This window comes from Streptomyces sp. NRRL B-1347 (assembly GCF_000720325.1).
Lineage (GTDB): Bacteria > Actinomycetota > Actinomycetes > Streptomycetales > Streptomycetaceae > Streptomyces.
Map to the genome: position 1 here is coordinate 1 of NZ_JOJM01000062.1, position 23,289 is coordinate 23,289.

Consider the following 23,289-nt stretch of genomic DNA (forward strand, 5'->3'; position numbering starts at 1 on the left):
CGCGAGCTGCAGTTACTCCTCGCGATCTGGATCGGCGCCTGCCCCACCTGTCACCGCGACATCCCCGACCCCGCACCAACCTGACCAAGCCCTACTAGGACACCCGTACCAAACCCACCCGCCCCGCCGGGCTAGGCTGACCCCGTGAAGGTCCTCGTCATCGGCAGCGGTGCCCGCGAACACGCCCTGTGCCGCTCCCTGTCCCTCGACCCGGCGGTCACCGCCCTGCACTGCGCGCCCGGCAACGCCGGCATCGCGGACGCGGCCGAGCTCCACCCGGTGGACGCCCTGGACGGCGCCGCCGTGGCCGGGCTCGCCCGTGAGCTCGGGGCGGATCTCGTCGTCGTGGGGCCGGAGGCGCCCCTCGTCGCCGGAGTCGCCGACGCCGTGCGGGAGGCGGGGATCCCCTGCTTCGGGCCGTCCAAGGAAGCCGCGCGCCTGGAGGGCTCCAAGGCCTTCGCCAAGGACGTGATGGCCGGCGCCGGAGTGCCCACGGCACGCTCGTACGTCTGCACCACCGCCGCGGAGGTCGACGAGGCGCTCGACGCCTTCGGCGCGCCGTACGTGGTCAAGGACGACGGCCTCGCCGCGGGCAAGGGCGTCGTGGTCACCGGCGACATCGAGCAGGCGAGGGAGCACGCCCGCGCCTGCGGCCGCGTCGTCATCGAGGAGTTCCTCGACGGCCCCGAGGTGTCGCTGTTCGCCGTCACCGACGGCGAGACCGTCGTCCCGCTGCGCCCCGCCCAGGACTTCAAGCGCGCGCTCGACGGCGACGAGGGCCCCAACACCGGCGGCATGGGCGCCTACTCGCCGCTGCCGTGGGCCGACCCCAAGCTCGTCGACGAGGTCCTCGACACGGTGCTGCGACCGACGGTCGACGAACTGCGGCGCCGCGGCACGCCGTTCGCGGGACTGCTCTACGCGGGGCTCGCGATCACCAGCAGGGGCGTGCGCGTCATCGAGTTCAACGCCCGCTTCGGCGACCCCGAGACGCAGGTCGTCCTCGCCCGGCTCCGGACCCCGCTCGCGGGCGTCCTGCTCGCCGCGGCGAACGGCACGCTCGCGGACCTGCCGCCGCTGCGCTGGAGCGACGACGCCGCCGTCACCGTCGTCATCGCCTCGCACAACTACCCGGACACCCCGCGCACCGGCGACCCCATCGTGGGCCTCGACGCGGTCGCCGCGCACGACGCCCCGACCGCGTACGTCCTGCACGCGGGCACCAAGCGCGACGGCGACGCGGTCGTCAGCGCGGGCGGCCGCGTGCTGTCCGTGACGGCGACCGGCGCCGACCTGACGCAGGCCCGCGAGCGGGCGTACACGGCGGTGGCTCGCATCAGCCTGGACGGCTCCCAGCACCGCACGGACATCGCGGAGAAGGCCGCCCGCGAGCAGTAGGAACGCCGGATAGCCGGGGGCGACCAGGTCGTGACGTAACGTAAAGCCATGGCCTCGACCCGTCCCCGCGCCCGCCTCCTGTACGTCACCGACCTCGGCTACGAGGCGCGCGGACGGCGCTACTGCGACGAGGACATCCACCTCTCCGCCCGGCTGCGCGAGGACTTCGACGTCGCGCTCTGCCACCCGCTGGACGCGGCCGCCCTGATGGACGGCTTCGACCTCGTCGTCGTACGCAACAGCGGACCCGTCATCCACTACCAGGAGGCGTACGACGCCTTCCGGGACCGCGCCCTGCGCGACGGCGTACGCGTGTACAACCCGCTGACGGGCCGCGCCGACATGGCGGGCAAGCAGTACCTCGTCGAACTGACCGCCGAAGGCCTTCCGGTCATCCCGACCGTCGACCGCAGCGAGGACCTCGACCGGCTGCCCGACGCCGCGTCGTACGTCGTCAAGCCCAAGCTCGGCGCCGACTCCATCGGCCTGCGGACGGTCGCCCGCGAGGACCTCGCGGGCCTGGACTTCACCGAGGGCGGCGGGCTCCTCGCCCAGCCCCGGATCGACTTCGGCTACGAGGTGTCCTTCTACTTCGTCGACGACGCCTTCCAGTACGCGCTGTACGCGCCCCGGCCCGACCGGCGCTGGGAGCTCGAACGGTACGACCCGACGGCCGCCGACCTGGACTTCGCGCGGAGGTTCGTCGGCTGGAACACGCTCCCGTACGGCATCCAGCGCGTCGACGCCTGCCGGGCGCCGGACGGGCGGCTGCTCCTGGTCGAGCTGGAGGACCTCAATCCGTATCTGTCCCTCGACCTCATCGGCGCCGAGGGGCGGCGGGACTTCGCCGGGAACCTGGCGGCCTCGCTCCGCCGTTACCTGGTGGACAGCTCTGCCCAAAGCCATTCCATCGAGTGACCGCTGGCCCATCCGGCTGACGCTGACCAGCGTCCCAACTAGGGTGCGGCGCAGGCGTTCCGGCACTCACAGCCAAACAGCCCACCGGCATTGCGATGTCGGTGGCGGGTGCCACAGTGGGGGAGTGAGCAACGCCATCGACGTGCGCCGCCGGCTCCGGCCGACGGCCGAGCTGTGAGGCAGTAGGGGGTGTCTTCGGTCGTGTCAGGTATGGGTGAGGAGGCGGGCGCGCAGGCCGCGCGCTCCCGGGCTCTCGCCGTGCTGCGCATCCGCGGCAGGGCGCTGGCCGTCGCCCTGCTGCCCGCGGCCGTCGCCGTCGTCCTGCTGGCCGCCACGGCCACGGGCCGCGTCGAGGGCACCGCCTGGGCGGCGGCCCGCTGGACCGTCACGGTGCTCGCCGTGCTCGCCCTCGCCGCCGCCGCGGTCGTCGCCCTGGTCGTCGCCCGCGCCAGACCGGCCCTGAGCCCCACGGTCCCGATCAGCGAAGCCGCGGCGCCCGACCTGTACCGCCTGGTGCGCGACCTCGCCGACCGCCTGGACGTCCCCGCGCCCTCCGCGATAGCGCTCACCCCGGACTGCGACAGCTGGCTGGAGGACCGCACCCACCCGGCCCACGGCGCGTGCGCGCGACGCCGCGACGCCGGGGCACCCCAGGACGACGCGGCCCCCGCGGGCGGTGACGACCACGCCGAGGACGCCGAGGAAACGGACTCCGGCACGCGCATACGCGGCGGCCGCCCGGCCAAGGGCCGCGCCCCCGCCGCCCCGGTGCTCGTCATCGGCTCGCCCTTCCTGTGGTGGATGCGGGTCGGCGAGCTGCGCGCGGTCCTCGCCCCCGTCGTCGCGGGCACCGGCCCCTCGGCCCACCCGGACATAGCGGCCGCCCGCCGCTTCGTGCGCGGCCTGGACGCGGCCGTCGCCGTCGCCTCCGCGCCCGGCCGCGGACCGCTCTCGCGCACCGTGCTCGGCGGTGTCGGCTGGGTGGCGCGGCTGCTGCTCCGCGGCTGCCGGATGCACGCGGCGGAGATGGAGCGCGGCGTCGCGGCCGCCGCCGCCGAGCGCGCCCAGACCGTGGACTACGGCGCGCGGATCGTCGCCCAGGAGCAGGTGGGCCTCGCGTACGCGGGCTGGGACCGGCTCCTGACCCGGGTGGCGCTGCCCGCCTGGCGCATGGGCCGGTGGCCCTCGCGGCTCGACGCGGGCGTGGTGTCGGCCCTCACCGAGCTGTCCCGCAGGGACCGCCTCGCCGAAGGCTTCGCCTCGCGGCTCGGCGAGCGCCCCGCCTGCGACCTCCTGGAGGAGCCCGGCGCGGTGGACGAGGCCGCCTCGCTCCTCGCCGCCCGGCTCTTCCACGGCGGCCCCGCCGAGTCGGGGCCCGGCTGGGCCCCGGTGGCCTGGCAGGAGTACCCGGACGAGATCGTCGACCGCAAGTGGCGCATGGACGCCGCCCGCCTTCACCGCGTGCTCGACGCGCTCGGCGTCAGCCGCTCCTCCGACCCCGAGGCCCCCGACCCCGAGGGCCCGACGCTCGGCCGGGTCATCGACCACCTGACGGACCCGGAGCGGGCGGCCCGCCGCGGCCCCGGCACCCGGGAAGCCGACGCCTCCTACGCCGACGCGGACCCCGAGGACGCAGCCCTCGCCGACGAAGACCACGCGGGCGGCGACGAAGACCACGAAGACGCCGACCAAGACCACGAAGACGCCGACGAAAGCCGCAGCGGCCGCCTCGCCGCCGGGCTCAGCGCCGAGCTGGCCCGCGAGGAGGCCGCGGCCCCCGCCCGGCCCGCCCCCACGGGCCAGTCCCCGGACGACGCGCTCTGGGACGACGGCGCACTGCCCCTTTTCCCGCTCCAGCCGCCCCGCTCGGGCCGCGAGCTGCTCGCCGACCACGTCTCCGCGATGGTGTGCTGCGCGGCCATGGACACCGCGGGCGCCGCCCCCGGCCTCGACTGGCTGGACGGCCCCTCCCTGCTCCTGGGCGGCGAGCGCGCGGCCGACCTCACCCCGCGCGTCCTCACCCTCGTGGAGGACGGCGACCCGGAGCCGCTGCGCGCCTGGCTCACCACCCAGGGCATCCGCCCGGAGAAGCCCCTGCGTCTCGTCTGACGCTCCGCCCCCCAGGGCACCCCGCCGTCCTCCCCCTCCACTCCCGGAGCGAAACGTTCCGGTCATCGCCGGTCTCGTTAATTCACGACGAACGGTGACGGACCGCGTGCGTAATGTGATGTGCTGGTGCAGGGAAAGGGAAAGACCGCCGCGGCCCGCGGCGGCTCCGCCTCCGCACCGGCACGGAGCCATCGACCACGCAGCGGCGGAGAACAGGCTCGGGGGAGCGAGGGAGGGGACAACGCATGGGACCGGAGCCGATCCGCCGCTGGGAGTCGGGTGCCCTCGCCCACGCCGTGACCGACCCCTTCGGCCAGGGCCCGCTGCCCTGGCTCCGGGGCACGGAGCACTACTTCGACGACACCGGCCAGGTCGTGCCCTGGTACGTCGACCACGCCCCGGCGCCCGGCGCCACCGGGCCCGCCCCCGCCCCGCGCACCGGCGGCGGCCCCCGCACCGCCGACGACGTGCACCGGCAGATCAAGGGCTTCACGAGCACCGGCGCCGCCGCCCCCGGCGAGGCCCTCGACTTCCACATCACGGTCGACCCGCCGCAGCAGTTCAGCGTGGACATCTACCGCATCGGCCACTACGGCGGCGACGGCGCCGCGAAGATCACCACGAGCCCCCGCCTCGCCGGCATCGTGCAGCCCCCGCCGCTCACCGCCGACCGCACCGTGTCGTGCCACCACTGGTGGCTGTCCTGGCGCCTGCAGATCCCCGCGTACTGGAACATCGGCGCGTACGTCGCCGTCCTCACCACCGTCGACGGCTACCGCTCCCACGTGCCCTTCACCGTCCGCGACAGCCTCTCCCAGGGCGAGCTGGGCCACGCCCCGTCCGCCGATCTGCTCGTGGTGCTGCCCGACATCACCTGGCAGGCGTACAACCTCTACCCGGAGGACGGCCGCACCGGCGCCAGCCTCTACCACGCCTGGGACGACCACGGCCGGCTCCTCGGCGAGGGCGAGGCCGCCGTCACCGTCTCCTTCGACCGGCCGTACGCGGGCGCGGGCCTGCCCCTGCACGTGGGCCACGCCTACGACTTCATCCGCTGGGCCGAGCGGTACGGCTACGACCTCGCCTACGCCGACGCCCGCGATCTGCACGCGGGCCGCATCGACCCCTCGCGCTACCGCGGCCTGGTCTTCCCGGGCCACGACGAGTACTGGTCCGCCGCGATGCGCCGCACCGCCGAACTGGCCCGGGAGAACGGCACGTCGCTCGTCTTCCTCTCCGCCAACACCATGTACTGGCAGGTGGAGCTGGGCCCGTCCCCGTCCGGCGTCCCCGACCGCCTGCTGACCTGCCGCAAGCGCCGCGGCCCCGGGAAGGCCGCGCTGTGGCGGGAGATCGACGTCCCCGAGCAGCAACTGATGGGCATCCAGTACGCGGGCCGGGTCCCCGAGCCGCACCCGCTGATCGTCCGCAACGCCGACCACTGGCTCTGGGAGGCGACGGGCGCGCACGAGGGCGACGGGATCGAGGGCCTGGTCGCGGGCGAGGCCGACCGCTACTTCCCGCGCACGGCGCTGCCCGAGCACCAGGACCGCATCCTGCTCGCGCACTCCCCGTACGAGGACAGCGAGGGCAGCGTCCGCCACCAGGAGACCTCGCTGTACCGGGCCCCGTCCGGCGCCCTCGTCTTCGCCTCCGGCACCTTCGCCTGGTCCCCGGCGCTCGACCGCCCCGGCCACATCGACGCCCGGGTCCAGCGCGCCACCGCCAACCTCCTCGACCGGATCTGCAAGCGCGACTGACCCCGGCCCGGGCCCCGCCGCGGACCCGTCCCGTCGAGACTCGGCCAACCCTTGGCCAAGACCACTCCCCGCATACGGGAGAATCGGAGCACTTGGACAGAACCACGGGGAGGAACCGTGTCCGGATTCGTCGAAAAGCCTGAGCCCATCCAGGTTCCGGGCCTGGTGCATCTGCACACCGGCAAGGTGCGCGAGCTGTACCAGAACGAGGCGGGCGACCTCGTGATGGTCGCCAGCGACCGCATGTCCGCATACGACTGGGTGCTGCCGACCGAGATCCCGGACAAGGGCCGCGTACTGACCCAGCTGTCGCTGTGGTGGTTCGACCAGCTCGCCGACATCGCCCCGAACCACGTGCTCTCCACGGACCTTCCGGCCGGGGCGCCCGCCGACTGGGAGGGGCGCACGCTGATCTGCAAGCGCCTGGAGATGGTGCCCGTCGAGTGCGTCGCCCGCGGCTATCTGACGGGCTCGGGCCTCGCCGAGTACAACGAGACGCGCACCGTCTGCGGCCTCGCCCTTCCCGAGGGCCTGACCGACGGCTCGGAGCTGCCCGCGCCGATCTTCACGCCCGCCACCAAGGCGGCGGTCGGCGAGCACGACGAGAACGTCTCGTACGAGGAAGTGGCGCGCCAGGTCGGCGCCGAGACGGCGGCCCAGCTGCGGCAGACCACGCTCGCCGTGTACGGCAGGGCCCGGGACATCGCGCGCGACCGGGGCGTGATCCTCGCCGACACGAAGTTCGAGTTCGGCTTCGAGGGGGAGAGCCTGGTCCTCGCCGACGAGGTCCTGACCCCGGACTCGTCCCGCTTCTGGCCCGCCGACTCCTGGGAGCCGGGCCGCGCCCAGCCGTCCTTCGACAAGCAGTTCGTCCGCGACTGGCTGACGTCGGCCGCGTCCGGCTGGGACCGCCACGGCGAGCAGCCGCCCCCGCCGCTGCCCCAGGACGTGGTGGCGGCCACCCGCGCCAAGTACGTCGAGGCGTACGAGCGGCTCACCGGCACCGCCTGGTAGCCGGGCGCACGACGAAGCCCCCCGGTTCCGAGAATCGGGGGGCTTCACTTGAGCGGACGACCAGGTTCGAACTGGCGACCTCAACCTTGGCAAGGTTGCGCTCTACCAACTGAGCTACGTCCGCGCTGCGCCTTAGCGCGATAGCTACTATACCCAACCTCGCTCGCGGGCGAGACGCACTGCCGCGTGCCGGTTCTCGGCACCGGTCTTGGTGACCGCCGACGAGAGGTAGTTCCGGACCGTTCCCTGGGACAGCGAGGCGCGCTCGGCGATCTCCGCGACGGACGCGCCGTCGGCGGCGAGTTCGAGCACCTCGGCCTCGCGGGCGGTCAGCGGGGAGTCCCCCGCGGAGATCGCGTCGGCGGCCAACTCCTGGTCCACGTACCGCCGTCCGTCGTGCACGGTGCGGATGATCTCGGCGAGCTGCTGCGCGCTCACCGTCTTCGGTACGAACCCGCGCACACCGACCGCGAGCGCCCGCTTGAGGTGGCCGGGGCGGCCGTGGCTGGTCACGATCATGACCCGGCAGTCCGGGAGTTCGTCGCGCAGGGATGTGGCCACGCTCACACCGTCGGCGCCCGGCATCTGGAGGTCGAGCACGGCCACGTCGGGCCGGTGGGCCCGTGCCATGGCGAGGGCCTCGGGCCCGGAGGCGGCCTCGGCGACGACGGCGAGGTCGTCCTCCAGGCTGAGCAGGGCGGCGAGCGCGCCGCGGATCAGATGCTCGTCGTCGGCGAGCAGCACGCGCACGGTCACGAGGCCTTCGCCTCCGGGGTTCCGGCCAGGGCGGCGTGCTCAGCGGTGTCGGCGCCCTCGGTGGTCTCGCCCGGGTGCGTCCCGGCGGGCATCGGCACCCGCGCGGTGAGCCGGAAGAGGCCGCCGTCGGCGGCGTGCTCAAGGGTGCCGTCCACGGCGGCGAGCCGCTCGCGCAGGCCGGCGAGGCCGGTGCCGCCGGTGGCCGCCCGGGCCTCGGGCACCCCGTCGTTCTCGATGGTCAACGTCGTCCGTCCTTCCGTGACCGACACGGTGATGGCGCAGTGCTGTGCGTCGCCGTGGCGCAGCACGTTCGTGGTGCCTTCCCGCACCACCCAGCCGAGGGCCGACTGCACCGCGGCGGGCAGGCCCGCGGGTTCGCCGGTCACCCGGCAGGTGATCCCGGCGGCCTCCAGGACCCCCTGGGCCCCGGCGAGTTCCACGCCGAGCTCGACCTCGCGGTAGCCGCGCACGACTTCCCTGATCTCCCGCTGCGACTGCTGTGCGATCCGCTGCACCTCGACCATCTGGTCCACTGCCTCGGGCCGCCCGCGCCGGGCCAGCTGCGCGGCGAGCTCGCTCTTGAGGGCGATGACCGCGAGGTTGCGCCCCATCACGTCGTGCAGGTCGCGGCCGAAGCGCAGCCGCTCCTCGGCGACGGCGAGCCGGGCCTCGACCTCGCGGGCCCGGTCGGCCTCCCACATCACCGAGAGCGTCCAGGCCCCGCAGCGCGTGCTGAGCAGGGCCACACCGGCGCCGAACGCGACGAGTACGGCGATCATGATCAGGCGCACGTCGTGCATCCCGATCGCCGCGAAGCCGCCCACCGTCGCCGCCTCGACGAGCGCGAAGCGCCCGGCGAAGTCCCGCAGCGGCAGGGCGAAGGCGAGTGCCTCGAAGTGCGGTACGACGAGGAAGGCGAGGGCGAAGCTGATCATGCCGCCCTGGATGCCGCCCACCGCCTGGAGCGCGAGGGCGAGGACGAGCATGACCACCATCAGGGAGCGCGACACGGCGAGGTCGCGCGCGGGGTACGGGGCGCGCCCCAAGTAGTGGTCGAGCGCCCGCCGCAGGCTGCGGTTCACGTGCACGCACTGGGCGGCGGCGGTCACGATCATCGCCCAGCCGAGCAGCTGCGCCGCGAGGTCCGGCTCCAGGCTCAGGCCGAGCGGCAGCGAGCCCCAGCTCAGGAAGAGCAGCCAGGGCATGGCGTGCCAGAGCGCCACGGACTGGAGCTCCACCCGCTGGATCTTGCTGCGCTCGTGCCAGCCGCGCTGCCAGGCCCGCATCCGGCCGACCACGTCGATCTCCTCCTCAGCGCCGGGGCTCCCAGCGGAACCACCGTCGTACAGCAAACACGCCGATCGCGATCCAGGCCACCGCGGTCGCGAGGGTGCCCAGCGCCTCGGTGAAGGACAGCTGCCCGGTCCAGCCGCCGCGGATCAGTTCGATCACCGGGGAGAGCGGCAGGAGTTCGCAGCCGCGGGCGAGCGGGTCCGGCAGCACTTCGAGCGGGACCATCGCGCCGGAGCCGAAGAACGAGATGAAGAGCAGCGGCATGGCCGCGACCTGCGCGCTCTCCACGCTCCGGCTGAAGCTCGCGGTCACGGCCGCGAGCAGGGGCCACATCGCGAGGCCCGCGAGCAGCCCGAGGGCGGCGTAGTGCGGTGCCTCGGGCGCTCCGACGTCGAGCAGTGCCACGCAGCCCGCGGTCAGGAGCAGGGACTGGACGAGGCCGATGGTCACGGAGGGCAGCGCGGCGCCCGCGAGGATCTCCGCGTCCCGCACCTCGCCGGTGCGCAGCCGCTTGAGGACGAGTTCCTCGCGCCGGGCCGCGTACACGTTCACCAGGGCCGAGTAGACGGCGAAGAGCAGGGCGAAGCCGATGGCGCCGGGCAGGACGACGGAGCCGACGGAAAGGCCGGTGCCCTCCAGGTCCATGCCTTCGGCGGCCTGGCGCACGCTGAACGGCATGACGAGCGGCAGGAAGAGCGCCCCGAACAGGGTGCCTTTGCTGCGGCCGAGGAGGGTGAGTTCGGCCCGTGCGAGTGCGCGCAGGCGCCCGGCCGGGGTGGTGCGCGCGGTGCGCTCCGTCACGGGGCGGGTCGTGGTCATCGTGCTCATGCCGCTTCCTCCTTGACCGCGCCGGCGGCGTCGGCCGCGCGGACCTTGTCCGTCATCCGGGTCCCGCCGGGCGTGCCGTCCGTGGCCGTCGCGTTCCGCGCGATCCGCAGGAAGGCCTCTTCGAGCGAGGCGGCGCGGATGTCGAGCCCGTGCAGTTCGACGCCTGCCCGCTGGGCCCAGACGAGCAGTTCGGTCGCGGAGCGCTGGAGCGCGGTGGTGCGCAGCCGTACCGTGCGGCCGGTCAGCTCGTGGCCGGTCACGCCGAGTTCGGCGAGCGGCGGCAGATCGCCGAGGAAGTAGCCATCGGGCAGGTCGAAGGAGATCTGCGAGGGCTGGGTGGCGACGACGTCGGCGACGCGCCCGGTGGCGGCGATGCGGCCCTCGTGCATGATCGCGAGTCGGTCGGCGAGCTGCTCGGCCTCCTCCAGGTAGTGCGTGGTGAGCAGCACGGTGGTGCCGTTGTCCCGCAGGGCGCGCACCAACTCCCAGGTCTCGCGGCGGCCTTCGGCGTCGAGGCCGGTGGTCGGTTCGTCGAGGAACAGCACCTCGGGGTCGCCCATGAGCGCCATGGCGAGGTCGAGCCGGCGCTTCTCGCCGCCGGAGAGCTGCTTCACGCGGGTGTCGCCGCGCCGGCTGAGCCCGACGGCCTCCAGGGCCTCGCCGACGGGCCGGGCCCCGCTGGTGCATCCGGCCCACATGCGCGCGGTCTCGGTGACGGTCAGCTCGGAGGGGAAGCCGCCTTCCTGGAGCATCACGCCGATGCGCGGGCGGACCGCGGCCCGGTCGCGGTAGGGGTCGTGTCCGAGGACGCGGATGGTGCCCGCGGCCGGTTCGGTCAGGCCTTCCAGGAGTTCGACGGTGGAGGTCTTGCCCGCGCCGTTCGTCCCCAGGAGGGCGAACAGCTCGCCCTGTCCCACGGTGAACGAGATCCCCCGGACCGCTTCGAAGCCGCCCGCGTAGGTCCGCCGCAGGTCGGTGACGTCGATCACGTGCTCAGTCATGGCTCAAGCGTTTCGCGGCCGGGGGCGGACCGGCAGTGCGGCCTGTCATCGGCACCCGTGACAAATGTCAGATCACCGCGCCGCGAGCCACGGAACGGGCGGGACAGGGGGAGCGAGGAGAACAGGTGGGAACAGCAAGAAGCCCGGTACCTGGGGTACCGGGCTTCTCCTTGTGGAGCGAACGACGAGGTTCGAACTCGCGACCTCAACCTTGGCAAGGTTGCGCTCTACCAACTGAGCTACGTTCGCATCTGCTCCCGACCGGCTTTCACCGATCGGTGCGAGCACCAGCCTACCGCACCCGGAAGGGTGGTCGGTCACTGGTGTGGAGCGGGTGACAGGGATCGCACACTGCGCCTTCCCCCTGGAAGGGGGATGTTCTACTACTGAACTACACCCGCACGCTGCTGTGGGATTCGGCCTTTCGGCCTTGCCCCTCGGCGTGCTCCAGACTTTAGCTGATCACCAGGGGTGCCGCGCAAGTCGGCTGCCCAGCACCCCTGGAGGGTGGATCCGGCCGGGGTCGGCGGAGACCCGGCCGGAGCTCAGTTGGCGGCTTCGAAGGCCTCGTACACCTTCTTCGGGATGCGCCCCCTGGGCGGCACGTCGAGCTGGTGGGAGCGGGCCCAGGCGCGCACGGCGGCCGGGTCGGCCGTCACCGCCGTGTGCCGGTAGACCTTGCCGGACTTCGACTTCTTGCGGGCCGCTTGCAGGTAGGGGGCCAGCACCTTGCGGAGTTTCTCGGCATTGGTTTCGTTGAGGTCGATCTCGTACGACCTTCCGTCGAGACCGAAGGCGACCGTTTCCGCCGCTTCTGAGCCGTCGATGTCGTCATAGAGAGTGACCACGACACGCTGCGCCACGAATATCGGTCCTTTCGTGCGACGCCACCGCATATGACATGCGCTGATGCCGACTGTCCGGCAGTTTTGGGACAAAGTATCGGCTATTGCCAATTCCTTTGTACAGGGCCCGGCAATGAAGCGGGAAGTCGGCTAAATCTCACCGCGTGTTCCGGCGGCGCGGCGCCGGGAATGCCGCCCCCTGGGCGCACCTCAGCAGACTGTCCGGGGCGAGGCGCCGGACGCAATGGCGAACTGTGATCTTTTCCAGGATTTTTCGCGCACGCGTCGGGAGCGACACCCGGATGACCAGCGGATCCGCGAGTCCGAGTGACTGGCGTCACGTATGTTGCTACGAATCTACGCGGGTAGAAATTTTGTGCGGGTAGTCTGAAGGAACCTGCTCAGCACCACGCCTGGCAGCACACGCAAGCACCACACACCGGGAGTGCCAGTGGCACGCGTCGTAGTCGACGTCATGCTCAAGCCGGAGATCCTCGACCCCCAGGGACAGGCGGTGCAGCGTGCACTGCCGCGCCTCGGATTCCAGGGCATCTCCGATGTACGTCAGGGAAAGCGCTTCGAACTCGAAGTCGACGGGCCGGTGGACGACGCCGCGCTCGCCCGTATCCACGAGATGGCGGAAACCTTCCTCGCCAACACGGTGATCGAGGACTTCGTCGTAAAGGTGGAGGCCACCGAGAACGCCGTGGGAGCCGACAAGTGACTGCCCGAATCGGAGTCGTCACTTTTCCGGGCACCCTCGACGACCGCGACACCCAGCGCGCCGTGCGCGTCGCGGGCGCGGAGGCCGTGCCGCTGTGGCACCGGGACAAGGACCTCAAGCAGGTCGACGCCGTGGTGCTGCCCGGCGGATTCAGTTACGGCGACTATCTGCGGGCGGGCGCGATCTCGCGTTTCTCGCCCGTCATGGAGTCGGTCATCGACCAGGCCAAGGCGGGAATGCCGGTCCTCGGGATCTGCAACGGCTTCCAGGTCCTGACCGAGACGCACCTGCTGCCCGGCGCGATGCTGCGCAACAACCACCTGCACTTCATCTGCCGCGACCAGAAGCTGCGGGTCGAGTCGGACAGGACCGCCTGGACCGCCGACTACGAGGCGGGCCAGGAGATCTCCATCCCGCTGAAGAACATCGACGGACGCTACGTCGCCGACGAGCGCACCCTCGACATGCTGGAGGCCGAGGGCCGCGTCGCCTTCCGCTATCTGGACGTGAACCCGAACGGCTCGCTGCGCGACATCGCGGGCATCACGAACGAGGCCGGGAACGTCGTCGGCCTCATGCCGCACCCCGAGCACGCGGTGGAGCCGCTGATCGGGACCGGCCGCACGGACGGCCTGGGGTTCTTCACCTCGATCCTGAAGAAGCTGGTGGACGCCCGATGACCCTCGACACCGTCAAGCACGCGACGGAGAGCCCCGAGGCCGCGCAGCCCTGGAAGGAACTCGGCCTCAAGGAGGACGAGTACGCGCGGATCAGGGAGATCCTCGGCCGCCGCCCGACCGGCGCCGAGCTCGCCATGTACTCCGTCATGTGGTCCGAGCACTGCTCGTACAAGAGCAGCAAGGTCCATCTGAAGCAGTTCGGCGAGAAGGTCCCCGAGAACGACGCGATGCTCGTCGGCATCGGCGAGAACGCGGGCGTCGTCGACGTCGGCCAGGGCTACGCGGTCACCTTCAAGGTCGAGTCGCACAACCACCCCTCGTACATCGAGCCGTACCAGGGCGCCGCGACCGGCGTCGGCGGCATCGTGCGCGACATCCTCGCGATGGGCGCGCGCCCGGTCGCGGTCGTGGACCCGCTGCGCTTCGGCGCCGCCGACCACCCCGACACCAAGCGCGTCCTGCCCGGCGTGGTCGCGGGCATCGGCGGCTACGGCAACTGCCTGGGCCTGCCGAACATCGGCGGCGAGGTCGTCTTCGACTCCTGCTACCAGGGCAACCCGCTGGTCAACGCGGGCTGCATCGGCGTCATGAAGCACGAGGACATCCACCTCGCGAAGGCCTCGGGCGCGGGCAACAAGGTCATCCTGTACGGCGCCCGTACGGGCGGCGACGGCATCGGCGGCGTGTCCGTCCTGGCCTCGGAGACCTTCGAGTCGACCGGCCCGGCCAAGCGCCCGGCCGTCCAGGTCGGCGACCCCTTCCAGGAGAAGCTCCTCATCGAGTGCACCCTGGAGATCTTCAAGGAGAAGCTGGTCGACGGCATCCAGGACCTCGGCGGCGCCGGGCTCTCCTGCGCCACCAGCGAGCTGGCCTCGGCCGGTTCGGGCGGCATGCGCGTCGAGCTCGACACCGTGCCGCTGCGCGACGCGACCCTCTCGCCCGAGGAAATCCTCATGAGCGAGTCGCAGGAACGCATGTGCGCGATCGTCGAGCCGGACAAGGTCGACCGGTTCATGGAGATCTGCGAGAAGTGGGACGTCATCGCGACCGTCATCGGTGAGGTGACGGACGGCGAGCGCCTGGAGATCTTCTGGCACGGCGAGCAGATCGTGGACGTGCCGCCGCGCACGGTCGCGCACGAGGGCCCGGTCTACCACCGCCCCTACGCGCGCCCCAGCTGGCAGGACGCCCTCCAGGCCGACGACGCGGCGAAGCTGCCGCGCCCGGCGACCGCCGAGGAGCTGAAGGACCAGGTCCTGAAGGTCGTGGCGTCCCCGAACCAGGCCTCCAAGGCGTGGATCACCGACCAGTACGACCGCTTCGTGCAGGGCAACACGATCCTGGCGCAGCCCGAGGACGCGGGCATGGTCCGCGTCGACGAGGACACCAACCTCGGCGTCGCCATGGCCACGGACGGCAACGGCCGGTACGCGAAGCTCGACCCGTACGCGGGCGCGCAGCTCGCGCTCGCCGAGTCGTACCGCAACGTCGCCGCCTCCGGTGCCAAGCCGCTCGCCATCTCCAACTGTCTGAACTTCGGCTCGCCCGAGGACCCGGACGTGATGTGGCAGTTCGCCGAGGCCACCCGTGGTCTCGCGGACGGCTGTCTGGCGCTCGGCACCCCGGTGACCGGCGGCAACGTCTCGCTGTACAACCAGACCGGCGAGACGGCGATCCACCCGACGCCCGTCGTGGCCGTGCTCGGCGTCATCGACGACGTCACGCGCCGCACGCCGATCGCCTTCAAGGAAGAGGGCCAGCTCCTCTACCTGCTCGGTGAGACGGGCGAGGAGTTCGGCGGCTCGGCCTGGTCGGGGGTCGTCCACGACCACCTCGGCGGGCTGCCGCCGAAGGTCGACCTGGAGCGCGAGCGGCTGCTCGCCGAGATCCTGATCTCGGCCTCGCGCGACGGCATGATCGACGCCGCGCACGACCTGTCCGACGGCGGCCTGGTCCAGGCGGTCGTGGAGTCCTGCCTGCGCGGCGACAAGGGCGCCCGGCTCGTCGTGCCCGACGGCCTGGACGCCTTCACGTTCCTGCTCTCGGAGTCGGCGGGCCGCGCGGTCGTGTCCGTGCCGCGCAGCGAGGAGCTCCGCTTCACCGACATGTGCGGCGCCCGGGGCCTCCCGGTCACGCGCATCGGTGTGGTCGACGGCGACGCCGTCGAGGTGCAGGGCCACTTCGCGCTGTCCCTGAGCGAACTGCGCACGGCCCACACGGAGACGATCCCCGGGCTCTTCGCCTAGGACGCCGCCCCGCTCGTCGAGCCCCCGCCCGGACCTTGTCCGGGCGGGGGCTCCGTCGTTCCGGGACGCGGCCGCGCCGACCCGCACTTGTCTGGAGTTACGTAATTACGTAATCTGCGATCATGGAATGGGAGGAGCGCGTCGCCGAGCTCGAACGGCGCATGGCGGCACTGGAGAGCGCGGGCCGCGACCGCGAAGGGGCCGCGCCCGTCGTGAGCGAGAGCGACTTCTGGGCCCTTGAGGGCCTGAAGGCGCAGCTCGCCGAGCACGGGGCCGCCGACGGCGGCGTGCTGTACACGGGGGCGGTGCGGCTGCCGACCGGGGAGCGCTACGACTGGCAGACCGGCCAGTTCACCGAGGTGCTGCTCGACGGCGACTGGTCCGAGGCCGCCGACTCCTTCGCCGCGCTCGGCCACGCCGTCCGGCTCCGGCTGCTGCGCGAGATCCTCGGCGGCCGCCGCACCGTCGCGGAGCTTGCCGCGCTCGACGGGGTCGGCACGACCGGCCAGATCTACCACCACCTGCGCCAACTGACCGGCGCCGGCTGGCTGCACACCACGGCCCGGGGCCGCTACCAGGTCCCGGCGGACCGGGTGGTGCCGCTGCTCGTCTTCGTCGCGGCCGCCCGGCCCTGACCGCACCGCGTCCGGCCCGACCGCACCGCATCCAGCCTGACCGCACCGCACCGCATCCAGGGGGAACAAGCGTGTCCATACACAAGCTCGCCGCCGTCCTCGGCCGCTTTCTGTGGCTGGTCTTCTTCGCGCAGGCGACCGCCGGGTTCTTCGTGGACCTGCCGTACAACTACTGGGTGGGCTGGCTCCCGGCCCTGGCCGCCATCGGCCTCCAGCTGCTGCCGGGGCGCAAGGCGCGGGAGCAGATCGCGAACGACCCGCCGGCGCCCGTCGAGGTGGCGGCCCCCGTCACCGGCCGCTGGTCCGCGCTCAACAGCCCGGCCGACAAGGTGCCGAGCCACGGCACCCACGGCCTCGCCCAGACGTACGCCATCGACATCACGGCCGAGGGCGACGAGTCGGGCAAGCACGCGCGGCCCGGCTTCTCCTGGTTCTGGCCGGTGGCCCGGCGCAACCGCGCCTACCCCGCCTTCGGCGCCCCGCTGCTCGCCGTCGCCGACGCGACCGTGGTGCACGCGGAGGACGGGCAGCGCGACCACCTCAGCCGCACCTCCCTGTTCGGGCTCCTCTACTTCTTCTTCGTCGAGGGCGTGGTGCGCAGCGCGGCCCCGCCCCGCCGCGTCATCGGCAACCACGTCGTGCTCGACCTCGGCGACGGCGTCCACGCCCTGTACGCGCACGTGCGGCGCGGCTCGCTCACGGTGCGCGTCGGGGACCGGGTGAGCGTGGGCCAGGCCGTCGGGCAGTGCGGGAACTCCGGCAACTCCACCGAGCCGCACGTCCACTTCCAGCTGATGGACGGGCCCGACGCGGACACGGCGCGCGGGGTCCCGTTCCGGTGGCGCGGGTTGGGAGTGCCCGCCAACGGGGAGGTCTTCACGGCGGAGGCGAAGACGCGGGCGGATGCGCGGGCGGATGCGCAGGCGCCCGCGGCCCCGGGAGCGAGCGCGACGGTCAGCAAGTCCCTGACTCAGTGAATCCCTGACCGGGTAAATCTTTGAGCTCAGCCAAAAATCATCCGCATACAATGCGGAGCATGGCACAGAGAGACGCGCTGGCCGCCGCCGAGGCGCCCCAGGCCCGTCGGCCCGGGCTGCGCGAGCGCAAGAAGCGGCAGACCGCCGAGCGCATATGGCGGGCCGCGGTGGACCTCTTCGTCGAGCGCGGCTTCGACAAGGTGTCCGTCGCCGAGATCGCCGAGGCCGCCGACGTATCGAAGATGACCGTCTTCAACTACTTCGGTACGAAGGAGGACCTGGTCCTCGGGCCGATGGAGGAGCACGTCGCCGACGCCGCCGACGCGGTGCGCGGCCGCGCACCCGGCGAGTCCGCCGTGGACGCGCTGCGCCGCCAGCTGCTCGGCGCGATCGCGGAGCGCTCCCCGGCCGTCGGCCTCGGCGACGACCAGCGCTCGCTGCAGACGCTGCGCCTCGTCCTGGAGACACCCGTGCTGCTCAAGCGGGCGCACGACTTCCATCTGCGCGGCCAGACCCTGCTCGCCGACGTGCTCGCCGCGGAGATCGACGAGCCGGTGCTCGCCCAGGTCGCCGCCGCGCAGCTCATCGGCGTACGCAACGCGGTCTGCTCGGACGCCATGCGCCGCCGCATGGCGGGCGAGCCGCTGGACACGATCGCGGCGGACGCCGAGCGGCACGCGCGGGCCGCCTTCGCCCTCCTGGAAAAAGGACTCAGCGGGTTCGCGGTGAAGGCTTAGGCTCCGGCTATGCCACCGGCCAAGAAGCGCGTGCGCGCGTACGACCCGACGAAGATCCGCACCGCCGTCCTCGCCCAGTACGCGACCGTGCGGGAGGCGGTCGCGGGCCTCACGGACGAGCAACTGGCCCGGCCCACGCGGCTCGGCGACTGGACCGTGCGCGAACTGGCCGCGCATCTGACGATGGTGCTCGGCTCCGTCGCCCGGTACCTGGACGCGCCCGAGCCGGACAAGCTGGAAGTACCGCTCCAGGACTGGGCGTTCCGGACCTCGTCCGCCGCGGTCCAGGTCGACGAGGACGTGCACGGCATCGTGGCCGCGGGCACCGACGTCGACGGCCTGTTCGCGCACGCCCTGGAGCGGCTCGCCGAGACGCTGCCCGGCGCCGCCGACACCCGCCTCGTGCCGTCGCGCTTCGGCGGCATGACCCTCGCCGACTTCATGGTCACGCGCACCGTCGAACTCGTCGTCCACACCGACGACCTGAACGACGCCGTGCCGGGGCTCGACGTGCCGTACGACCGCCAGGCCCTGGCCGCCTGCACCCGTCTGCTCGCCGACACGCTGGCCCTCAAGGCCCCCGGCGGCTCGGTGGAGGTGCGGATTCCGCCGTACGCCGTGGTGCAGTGCGTCGAGGGGCCCCGGCACACCCGCGGCACCCCGCCGAACGTCGTCGAGACCGACCCGCTGACGTGGATCCGGCTCGCGACCGGGCGTACGACTTGGGCCGCCGCGCTCGACGCCGCGAAGGTCAGCGCGAGCGGCGAACGGGCGGATCTGGGCGGGCTCCTGCCGCTGATGTCGTAGCCGGTAGGGGGCGGCGGCCCGGCGGGCGGCGGGCCGCGGCGCCGCCCGCCGGGGAGGGAACCGGTCCGCTCGTCGCCCCGTCACAGTGACATGTACAAGCAGCGCGTAACCCAGACCCTCACCGTCCTCGCCGCAGCCGGTCTGCTCGCCGCCTGCGGCTCGGAGTCCGGCTCCAAGGACTCCGGCAAGTCCGCCAGGGGAGACTCCGGCTCCGGCGCTTCCAAGACCTCCCTGACCGGCGTCCGCTGGAACGTCGAGAGCCTCACCGTCGACGGCAGGAAACAGAAGGCGCCGGACGACGTCTACGTACGGCTCGGCGGCAAGGGCGGCACCGGCGGCCACTTCGGCTGCAACGGCTACGGCGCCGACGTCTCCGTGCAGGGCGACACCGTCCGCTTCAAGCCCGGCATCCACACCGAGATGGCCTGCGACGCACTCGACTTCGAGAACAGCCTCGCCCGCGCCCTGGACGGCAAGCTCAAGGCCGACGTCGACGACGACCGCCTGACCCTCACCAACGCCAAGGGCGACCGGATCGCCCTCACCTCCCGGCCCGTGGCCCCCGGCGCCCCGCTCCAGGGCACCACCTGGACCGTGGACACCGTGGGCGAGGACGACTCGGCGCGGCCCCTGCCGAAGCAGGTCGCGGGCAAGGCCCGGCTGGTCTTCGGCAAGGACGGCACCGTGCGCGGCAACCTCGGCTGCAACGACGTCACCGGCAAGGCCGAGGCGCACAACGGCGCCCTCGCTTTCGGGGCGCCGAAGCTGACCCGCATGATGTGCGTGGGCCCGAAGGCGAAGACCGAGGCCGACCTGCTCAAGCTGTTCGACGGCAAGGCCCGGTACGAGGTCAAGGACGACGGCCTCACCCTCACGGCCGAGGACGGCACGGTGGTCACCGCGACCGCGACCCTGTCCGCGCACACGAAGAAGTAGCCGGCCCGCTCCGCGACCGCGAGAGCGGCCCGCCGCACCCCCGCGCGGAGCAGGCCCTCACGCCGCCGGATACGGCAGCAGCTCCGCGTCCGTCCGCTCCCACGCCGCCCGCAGCTCCGCGAGGAGCGCCGGTTCCCGGCGCGCCAGATCCGCCTGTTCGCGCTGGTCGCGGCCCAGGTGGAAGAGCTGGTCCGCACTGCCCTTGCCGCGGTAGTACTTCCACGGCCCGCGCCGCAGCGCCCGCTCGCCCCGCACCCGCCAGAACAGGTCCCGCTCGCCCGGCTCCGTGCCGCGCAGCAGGTACCGGGCCAGGCTCGTGCCGTCGAGCGGCCTGGCCGGGTCGGGCCGGGCCCCGGCGAGTTCGAGCAGCGTCGCCGTCCAGTCGGGCGTGTACACGGGCAGGTCACTGACCTGCCCGCCGTCCAGACGGGCGGGCCAGCGCACGATCGTCGGCACCCGGATGCCGCCCTCCCGCAGCGAGCCCTTGTTCCCGGACAGCGGCCAGTTGTAGGAGAAGCGCTCGCCGCCGTTGTCGGAGGCGAAGAAGACGAGCGTGTCGCGCTCCTGCCCGGACTTCTTCAGGGCGTGCAGCACGTGCCCGATCGACCGGTCCAGGTCCTGCACCAGCTCCGTGTACGTGGCGATCGACCCGCCGTCCCGGTGCTGGAGGGCACCGCGCTCGCCCGCCTTGATCCGCCGCACGATCTCCGCGCTGGTCTCGGTGTCGCCGTCGGCCACCCACGGCCAGTGCGGGGTGGTGAAGTTCAGGTTGAGCAGCCACGGCCGGTCGTGGTCGCGCCGGACGTACTCACTGGCCCGCTCGGTCAGGATCCGCGTGTAGTAGCGCAGGTCCTTGTGGGTCGCGTCGCCCTCGTACAGGTCGTACTCGCCGCTCAGGCCGAGCTTGGAGTAGTACTCCAGGGCCCCGCCGAAGTTCCCGAAGAACTCGTCCCAGCCCGACTTGGTGGGCGAGTAGTCCGGCAGGTAGCCGCAGTGCCACTTGCCGATCAGGGCGGTCGCGTACCCGGCGCCGCGCAGCAGTGAGGCGAGCGTGGGGTGGGTGGGGTCGAGGCCCACGGACTTGTCCGCGATGGGCTCGGCGAGCCCGCCCTCGGTGCGTCCGGGGAAGCGCCCGGTGTACAGACTGAAGCGGGTCGGGGAGCAGGTCGCGGAGCCGGAGTAGGCCTGGGTGAAGCGCACGCCCTGCCGGGCGAGGCGGTCCAGGTGCGGGGTTCTGATGTGCGGCGAGCCGTAGGACGACAGGTCGGCCCAGCCGAGGTCGTCGCCGAGCACGAAGAGGATGTTGGGCCGTCGGCCGGCCTTCTCGTCGGGCCGCTCACGGGCGGCGAAGGGCCGCTCGGCGGGGGCGGCGACGGCCTCCCCGGCCCCGATGCCGACGGCAGCGGCGGCGCCCGCCACACCCCCGGTGAAGGCACGCCGGGACAGTGGGCTCTCGTACGAAGACACAAAGGACTCCTGGGCAGGGAAGGCCCCCGTCGCGGGGGGCGTGCGGACGCGGTGGCGGGGCGCGGCCCGCGAGGGTGGAGTGGCGCCCCTGGCGGGGCGGGAGAGCGCGCCGGAGCGCGGGGGAAACCGGGCGGCCCGGGCGGAAAAGCCCCCGGAGAGACCCCGGGGACGCCCGGGGTGACCCGAAGGGGGAACGTTTCAGCGTGACAAAGGTCCCACGGGTCAGAGCCTCAAACCGCCCTGAAACGGGGCGAAATGGAAGACCGGCTCAGGCGTCGGAACGACAGATCGCGCTCGCGACGCGGGCCAGATCGACATGGCGGCGCCACACGAGCGGGACCGTGAGCGGGTCACCGAAGGGCTGCATGAACCAGGAGCCTCACGGAGCCCACGGAGGGCTGTCAATGCGCTGTCGTGCCTGTTCACGAGGGTTTCGCACGGCCGAAGCAACCCCGCAAGGAGAAGATCGGAAAGGGGTCCGCCGCGAGGTCCGCGCTCCGGCTGCTTGGCGGAACATACATATTCGGCCGCGGCCCTCCGAGCCCCCGTAAAGACCGCGCCTACGCTCCGTACAGGACCCGTATCCCCAATTCGGACCAGTGGTCGATCTCGCCTACACTCGGTGCCGTGCCACGTGGTGACGGTCGACTCAATCACGATCTGCTCCCCGGCGAGAAAGGCCCCCAGGACGCTTGCGGCGTCTTCGGTGTCTGGGCTCCGGGCGAAGAGGTCGCAAAGCTCACGTACTTCGGGCTCTACGCCCTCCAGCATCGGGGTCAGGAATCCGCGGGAATCGCGGTCAGCAACGGCTCCCAGATCCTCGTCTTCAAGGACATGGGCCTCGTGTCCCAGGTCTTCGACGAAACCTCCCTCGGCTCCCTCCAAGGTCACATCGCGGTCGGACACGCCCGCTACTCGACCACCGGGGCCTCCGTCTGGGAGAACGCCCAGCCCACCTTCCGCGCCACGGCCCACGGCTCCATCGCCCTCGGCCACAACGGCAACCTCGTCAACACGGCCCGCCTGGCCGAGATGGTCGCCGACCTGCCGAAGGAGAACGGCCGCGCGACCCAGGTCGCCGCGACCAACGACACGGACCTGGTCACCGCGCTGCTCGCGGGCCAGACCGACGCCGACGGCAAGCCGCTGACCATAGAGGAAGCCGCCGCCGCGGTCCTGCCGCAGGTGCAGGGCGCCTTCAGCCTCGTCTTCATGGACGAGCACACGCTGTACGCGGCCCGCGACCCGCAGGGCATCCGCCCGCTGGTGCTCGGCCGCCTCGAGCGCGGCTGGGTCGTCGCCTCGGAGTCCGCCGCGCTCGACATCTGCGGCGCCAGCTTCGTCCGCGAGATCGAGCCGGGCGAGTTCGTCGCCATCGACGAGAACGGCCTGCGCACCTCTCGATTCGCGGACGCGAAGCCCAAGGGCTGTGTCTTCGAGTATGTCTACCTGGCCCGTCCCGACACCGACATCGCGGGTCGGAACGTCTACCTCTCGCGCGTCGAGATGGGTCGGAAACTGGCCAAAGAAGCGCCGGTCGACGCCGACCTGGTCATAGCGACGCCCGAGTCCGGCACCCCCGCCGCGATCGGCTACGCGGAGGCCTCCGGCATCCCCTTCGGCGCGGGCCTCGTCAAGAACGCCTATGTCGGCCGGACCTTCATCCAGCCCTCCCAGACCATCCGCCAGCTGGGCATCCGGCTGAAGCTGAACCCCCTCAAGGAAGTCATCAAGGGCAAGCGCCTGGTGGTCGTCGACGACTCGATCGTCCGCGGCAACACCCAGCGCGCCCTGGTCAAGATGCTCCGCGAGGCGGGCGCCGCCGAGGTGCACATCCGCATCTCCTCGCCCCCCGTGAAGTGGCCCTGCTTCTTCGGCATCGACTTCGCGACCCGCGCCGAGCTGATCGCCAACGGCATGACCGTGGACGAGATCGCCACGTCGCTCGGTGCCGACTCGCTCTCGTACATCTCCATCGACGGCATGATCGAGGCGACCACGATCGACAAGCCGAACCTCTGCCGCGCCTGCTTCGACGGCGAGTACCCGATGGAGCTGCCCGACCCCGAGCTGCTGGGCAAGCAGCTCCTGGAGACGGAGCTGGCCGCGGGCCCGGCGGCCACGGCCGCCGCCGACGCGATCCGTCGCCCCTGAGCCC

Annotated in this window: 21 protein-coding genes and 3 tRNA genes; 14 read left to right on the forward strand and 10 right to left on the reverse strand. The window is 72.4% G+C overall.

Going from position 1 to position 23,289, the window contains the following annotated elements:
• The first annotated feature begins 144 nt into the window (after nucleotides 1-144).
• The 5 genes from purD (at nucleotide 145) to IG74_RS0135315 (ending at nucleotide 7,199) form a co-directional block, all read left to right on the forward strand.
• The gene (gene purD, locus IG74_RS0135295; protein ID WP_030685647.1) at nucleotides 145-1,398 is read left to right on the forward strand and encodes a phosphoribosylamine--glycine ligase; all 1,254 of its coding nucleotides are present in this window, start codon (nucleotides 145-147) and stop codon (nucleotides 1,396-1,398) included.
• Nucleotides 1,399-1,446: 48 nt separating this feature from the next.
• Nucleotides 1,447-2,316 (forward strand): hypothetical protein, encoded by an 870-nt coding sequence (locus IG74_RS0135300; RefSeq protein WP_051856031.1) that lies wholly within the window; start codon nucleotides 1,447-1,449, stop codon nucleotides 2,314-2,316.
• Nucleotides 2,317-2,526: 210 nt separating this feature from the next.
• A complete protein-coding gene (locus IG74_RS0135305) occupies nucleotides 2,527-4,425 on the forward strand; it encodes a hypothetical protein (protein ID WP_030685651.1) in 1,899 nt (632 codons plus the stop codon).
• Between the two features lie 245 nt (nucleotides 4,426-4,670).
• Complete coding sequence (locus IG74_RS0135310) at nucleotides 4,671-6,185, forward strand: N,N-dimethylformamidase beta subunit family domain-containing protein (protein ID WP_030685654.1); 1,515 nt, start codon at nucleotides 4,671-4,673, stop codon at nucleotides 6,183-6,185.
• Nucleotides 6,186-6,302: 117 nt separating this feature from the next.
• Nucleotides 6,303-7,199, forward strand: coding sequence for a phosphoribosylaminoimidazolesuccinocarboxamide synthase (locus tag IG74_RS0135315; protein WP_030685656.1), 897 nt, complete (start codon nucleotides 6,303-6,305; stop codon nucleotides 7,197-7,199).
• Nucleotides 7,200-7,250: 51 nt separating this feature from the next.
• On the opposite strand, the gene IG74_RS0135320 is transcribed toward IG74_RS0135315, so the two are convergent.
• From IG74_RS0135320 to IG74_RS0135355, 8 genes are all read right to left on the reverse strand, one after another.
• Nucleotides 7,251-7,323 (reverse strand) — tRNA-Gly (locus IG74_RS0135320).
• Nucleotides 7,324-7,346: 23 nt separating this feature from the next.
• Complete coding sequence (locus IG74_RS0135325; RefSeq protein ID WP_030685658.1) at nucleotides 7,347-7,955, reverse strand: response regulator transcription factor; 609 nt, start codon at nucleotides 7,953-7,955, stop codon at nucleotides 7,347-7,349.
• On the reverse strand, nucleotides 7,952-9,253 hold the full coding sequence (locus IG74_RS0135330) for a sensor histidine kinase (RefSeq protein ID WP_234334552.1): 1,302 nt from the start codon (nucleotides 9,251-9,253) through the stop codon (nucleotides 7,952-7,954). Before IG74_RS0135330 ends, IG74_RS0135325 begins: the two co-directional genes overlap by 4 nt.
• Nucleotides 9,254-9,266: 13 nt before the next feature.
• Nucleotides 9,267-10,076 carry an ABC transporter permease gene (locus IG74_RS0135335; protein WP_107059101.1) on the reverse strand — a complete coding sequence of 270 codons (810 nt, stop codon included), beginning with the start codon at nucleotides 10,074-10,076 and terminating at the stop codon, nucleotides 9,267-9,269.
• On the reverse strand, nucleotides 10,073-11,077 hold the full coding sequence (locus IG74_RS0135340) for an ABC transporter ATP-binding protein (protein WP_051856033.1): 1,005 nt from the start codon (nucleotides 11,075-11,077) through the stop codon (nucleotides 10,073-10,075). Before IG74_RS0135340 ends, IG74_RS0135335 begins: the two co-directional genes overlap by 4 nt.
• Before the next feature lie 173 nt (nucleotides 11,078-11,250).
• Nucleotides 11,251-11,326: transfer RNA gene (locus IG74_RS0135345), tRNA-Gly, on the reverse strand.
• 77 nt (nucleotides 11,327-11,403) lie between these two features.
• Nucleotides 11,404-11,478: transfer RNA gene (locus IG74_RS0135350), tRNA-Gly, on the reverse strand.
• A gap of 144 nt (nucleotides 11,479-11,622) precedes the next feature.
• Nucleotides 11,623-11,940, reverse strand: a complete 318-nt coding sequence (locus tag IG74_RS0135355; RefSeq protein WP_030685668.1) for a histone-like nucleoid-structuring protein Lsr2 — start codon at nucleotides 11,938-11,940, stop codon at nucleotides 11,623-11,625.
• 433 nt (nucleotides 11,941-12,373) lie between these two features.
• On the opposite strand from IG74_RS0135355, the gene purS reads away from it, so the two are divergent.
• From purS to IG74_RS0135395, 8 genes are all read left to right on the forward strand, one after another.
• Nucleotides 12,374-12,646, forward strand: a complete 273-nt coding sequence (gene purS, locus IG74_RS0135360) for a phosphoribosylformylglycinamidine synthase subunit PurS (protein ID WP_030685671.1) — start codon at nucleotides 12,374-12,376, stop codon at nucleotides 12,644-12,646.
• Complete coding sequence (gene purQ, locus IG74_RS0135365; RefSeq protein WP_030685673.1) at nucleotides 12,643-13,326, forward strand: phosphoribosylformylglycinamidine synthase subunit PurQ; 684 nt, start codon at nucleotides 12,643-12,645, stop codon at nucleotides 13,324-13,326. The genes purS and purQ overlap by 4 nt, the downstream gene beginning before the upstream one ends.
• On the forward strand, nucleotides 13,323-15,572 hold the full coding sequence (gene purL / locus IG74_RS0135370; protein WP_030685676.1) for a phosphoribosylformylglycinamidine synthase subunit PurL: 2,250 nt from the start codon (nucleotides 13,323-13,325) through the stop codon (nucleotides 15,570-15,572). The genes purQ and purL overlap by 4 nt, the downstream gene beginning before the upstream one ends.
• Before the next feature lie 122 nt (nucleotides 15,573-15,694).
• Nucleotides 15,695-16,207 carry an ArsR/SmtB family transcription factor gene (locus IG74_RS0135375; RefSeq protein WP_030685678.1) on the forward strand — a complete coding sequence of 171 codons (513 nt, stop codon included), beginning with the start codon at nucleotides 15,695-15,697 and terminating at the stop codon, nucleotides 16,205-16,207.
• Nucleotides 16,208-16,278: 71 nt separating this feature from the next.
• On the forward strand, nucleotides 16,279-17,184 hold the full coding sequence (locus IG74_RS0135380; RefSeq protein ID WP_051856036.1) for a M23 family metallopeptidase: 906 nt from the start codon (nucleotides 16,279-16,281) through the stop codon (nucleotides 17,182-17,184).
• A 59-nt stretch (nucleotides 17,185-17,243) separates the two neighbouring features.
• Nucleotides 17,244-17,921 carry a TetR/AcrR family transcriptional regulator gene (locus tag IG74_RS0135385; RefSeq protein ID WP_051856038.1) on the forward strand — a complete coding sequence of 226 codons (678 nt, stop codon included), beginning with the start codon at nucleotides 17,244-17,246 and terminating at the stop codon, nucleotides 17,919-17,921.
• Between the two features lie 9 nt (nucleotides 17,922-17,930).
• On the forward strand, nucleotides 17,931-18,728 hold the full coding sequence (locus IG74_RS0135390; RefSeq protein WP_030685683.1) for a maleylpyruvate isomerase family mycothiol-dependent enzyme: 798 nt from the start codon (nucleotides 17,931-17,933) through the stop codon (nucleotides 18,726-18,728).
• 90 nt (nucleotides 18,729-18,818) lie between these two features.
• Nucleotides 18,819-19,664, forward strand: coding sequence for an META domain-containing protein (locus IG74_RS0135395; RefSeq protein ID WP_030685685.1), 846 nt, complete (start codon nucleotides 18,819-18,821; stop codon nucleotides 19,662-19,664).
• A 57-nt stretch (nucleotides 19,665-19,721) separates the two neighbouring features.
• On the opposite strand, the gene IG74_RS0135400 is transcribed toward IG74_RS0135395, so the two are convergent.
• A complete protein-coding gene (locus IG74_RS0135400; protein ID WP_030685687.1) occupies nucleotides 19,722-21,131 on the reverse strand; it encodes a sulfatase in 1,410 nt (469 codons plus the stop codon).
• A gap of 268 nt (nucleotides 21,132-21,399) precedes the next feature.
• The gene (locus IG74_RS54785; protein ID WP_420709999.1) at nucleotides 21,400-21,498 is read right to left on the reverse strand and encodes a putative leader peptide; all 99 of its coding nucleotides are present in this window, start codon (nucleotides 21,496-21,498) and stop codon (nucleotides 21,400-21,402) included.
• Between the two features lie 260 nt (nucleotides 21,499-21,758).
• Here IG74_RS54785 and purF point away from each other — a divergent pair, with 260 nt between their 5' ends.
• The gene (gene purF, locus IG74_RS0135405) at nucleotides 21,759-23,285 is read left to right on the forward strand and encodes an amidophosphoribosyltransferase (protein WP_030685689.1); all 1,527 of its coding nucleotides are present in this window, start codon (nucleotides 21,759-21,761) and stop codon (nucleotides 23,283-23,285) included.
• The last annotated feature ends 4 nt before the right edge of the window (nucleotides 23,286-23,289 follow it).

Excerpts from the sequence above, each read along its gene's own strand:
- IG74_RS0135300 (WP_051856031.1), top strand. The coding sequence starts at position 1,447 with ATGGCCTCGACCCGTCCCCGCGCCCGCCTCCTGTACGTCACCGACCTC.
- IG74_RS0135305 (WP_030685651.1), top strand. The coding sequence starts at position 2,527 with ATGGGTGAGGAGGCGGGCGCGCAGGCCGCGCGCTCCCGGGCTCTCGCC.
- IG74_RS0135310 (WP_030685654.1), top strand. The coding sequence starts at position 4,671 with ATGGGACCGGAGCCGATCCGCCGCTGGGAGTCGGGTGCCCTCGCCCAC.
- IG74_RS0135335 (WP_107059101.1), bottom strand. The coding sequence starts at position 10,076 with ATGAGCACGATGACCACGACCCGCCCCGTGACGGAGCGCACCGCGCGC.
- IG74_RS0135340 (WP_051856033.1), bottom strand. The coding sequence starts at position 11,077 with ATGACTGAGCACGTGATCGACGTCACCGACCTGCGGCGGACCTACGCG.
- purL (WP_030685676.1), top strand. The coding sequence starts at position 13,323 with ATGACCCTCGACACCGTCAAGCACGCGACGGAGAGCCCCGAGGCCGCG.
- IG74_RS0135375 (WP_030685678.1), top strand. The coding sequence starts at position 15,695 with ATGGAATGGGAGGAGCGCGTCGCCGAGCTCGAACGGCGCATGGCGGCA.
- IG74_RS0135385 (WP_051856038.1), top strand. The coding sequence starts at position 17,244 with ATGGCACAGAGAGACGCGCTGGCCGCCGCCGAGGCGCCCCAGGCCCGT.
- IG74_RS0135390 (WP_030685683.1), top strand. The coding sequence starts at position 17,931 with ATGCCACCGGCCAAGAAGCGCGTGCGCGCGTACGACCCGACGAAGATC.
- IG74_RS0135395 (WP_030685685.1), top strand. The coding sequence starts at position 18,819 with ATGTACAAGCAGCGCGTAACCCAGACCCTCACCGTCCTCGCCGCAGCC.
- IG74_RS54785 (WP_420709999.1), bottom strand. The coding sequence starts at position 21,498 with ATGCAGCCCTTCGGTGACCCGCTCACGGTCCCGCTCGTGTGGCGCCGC.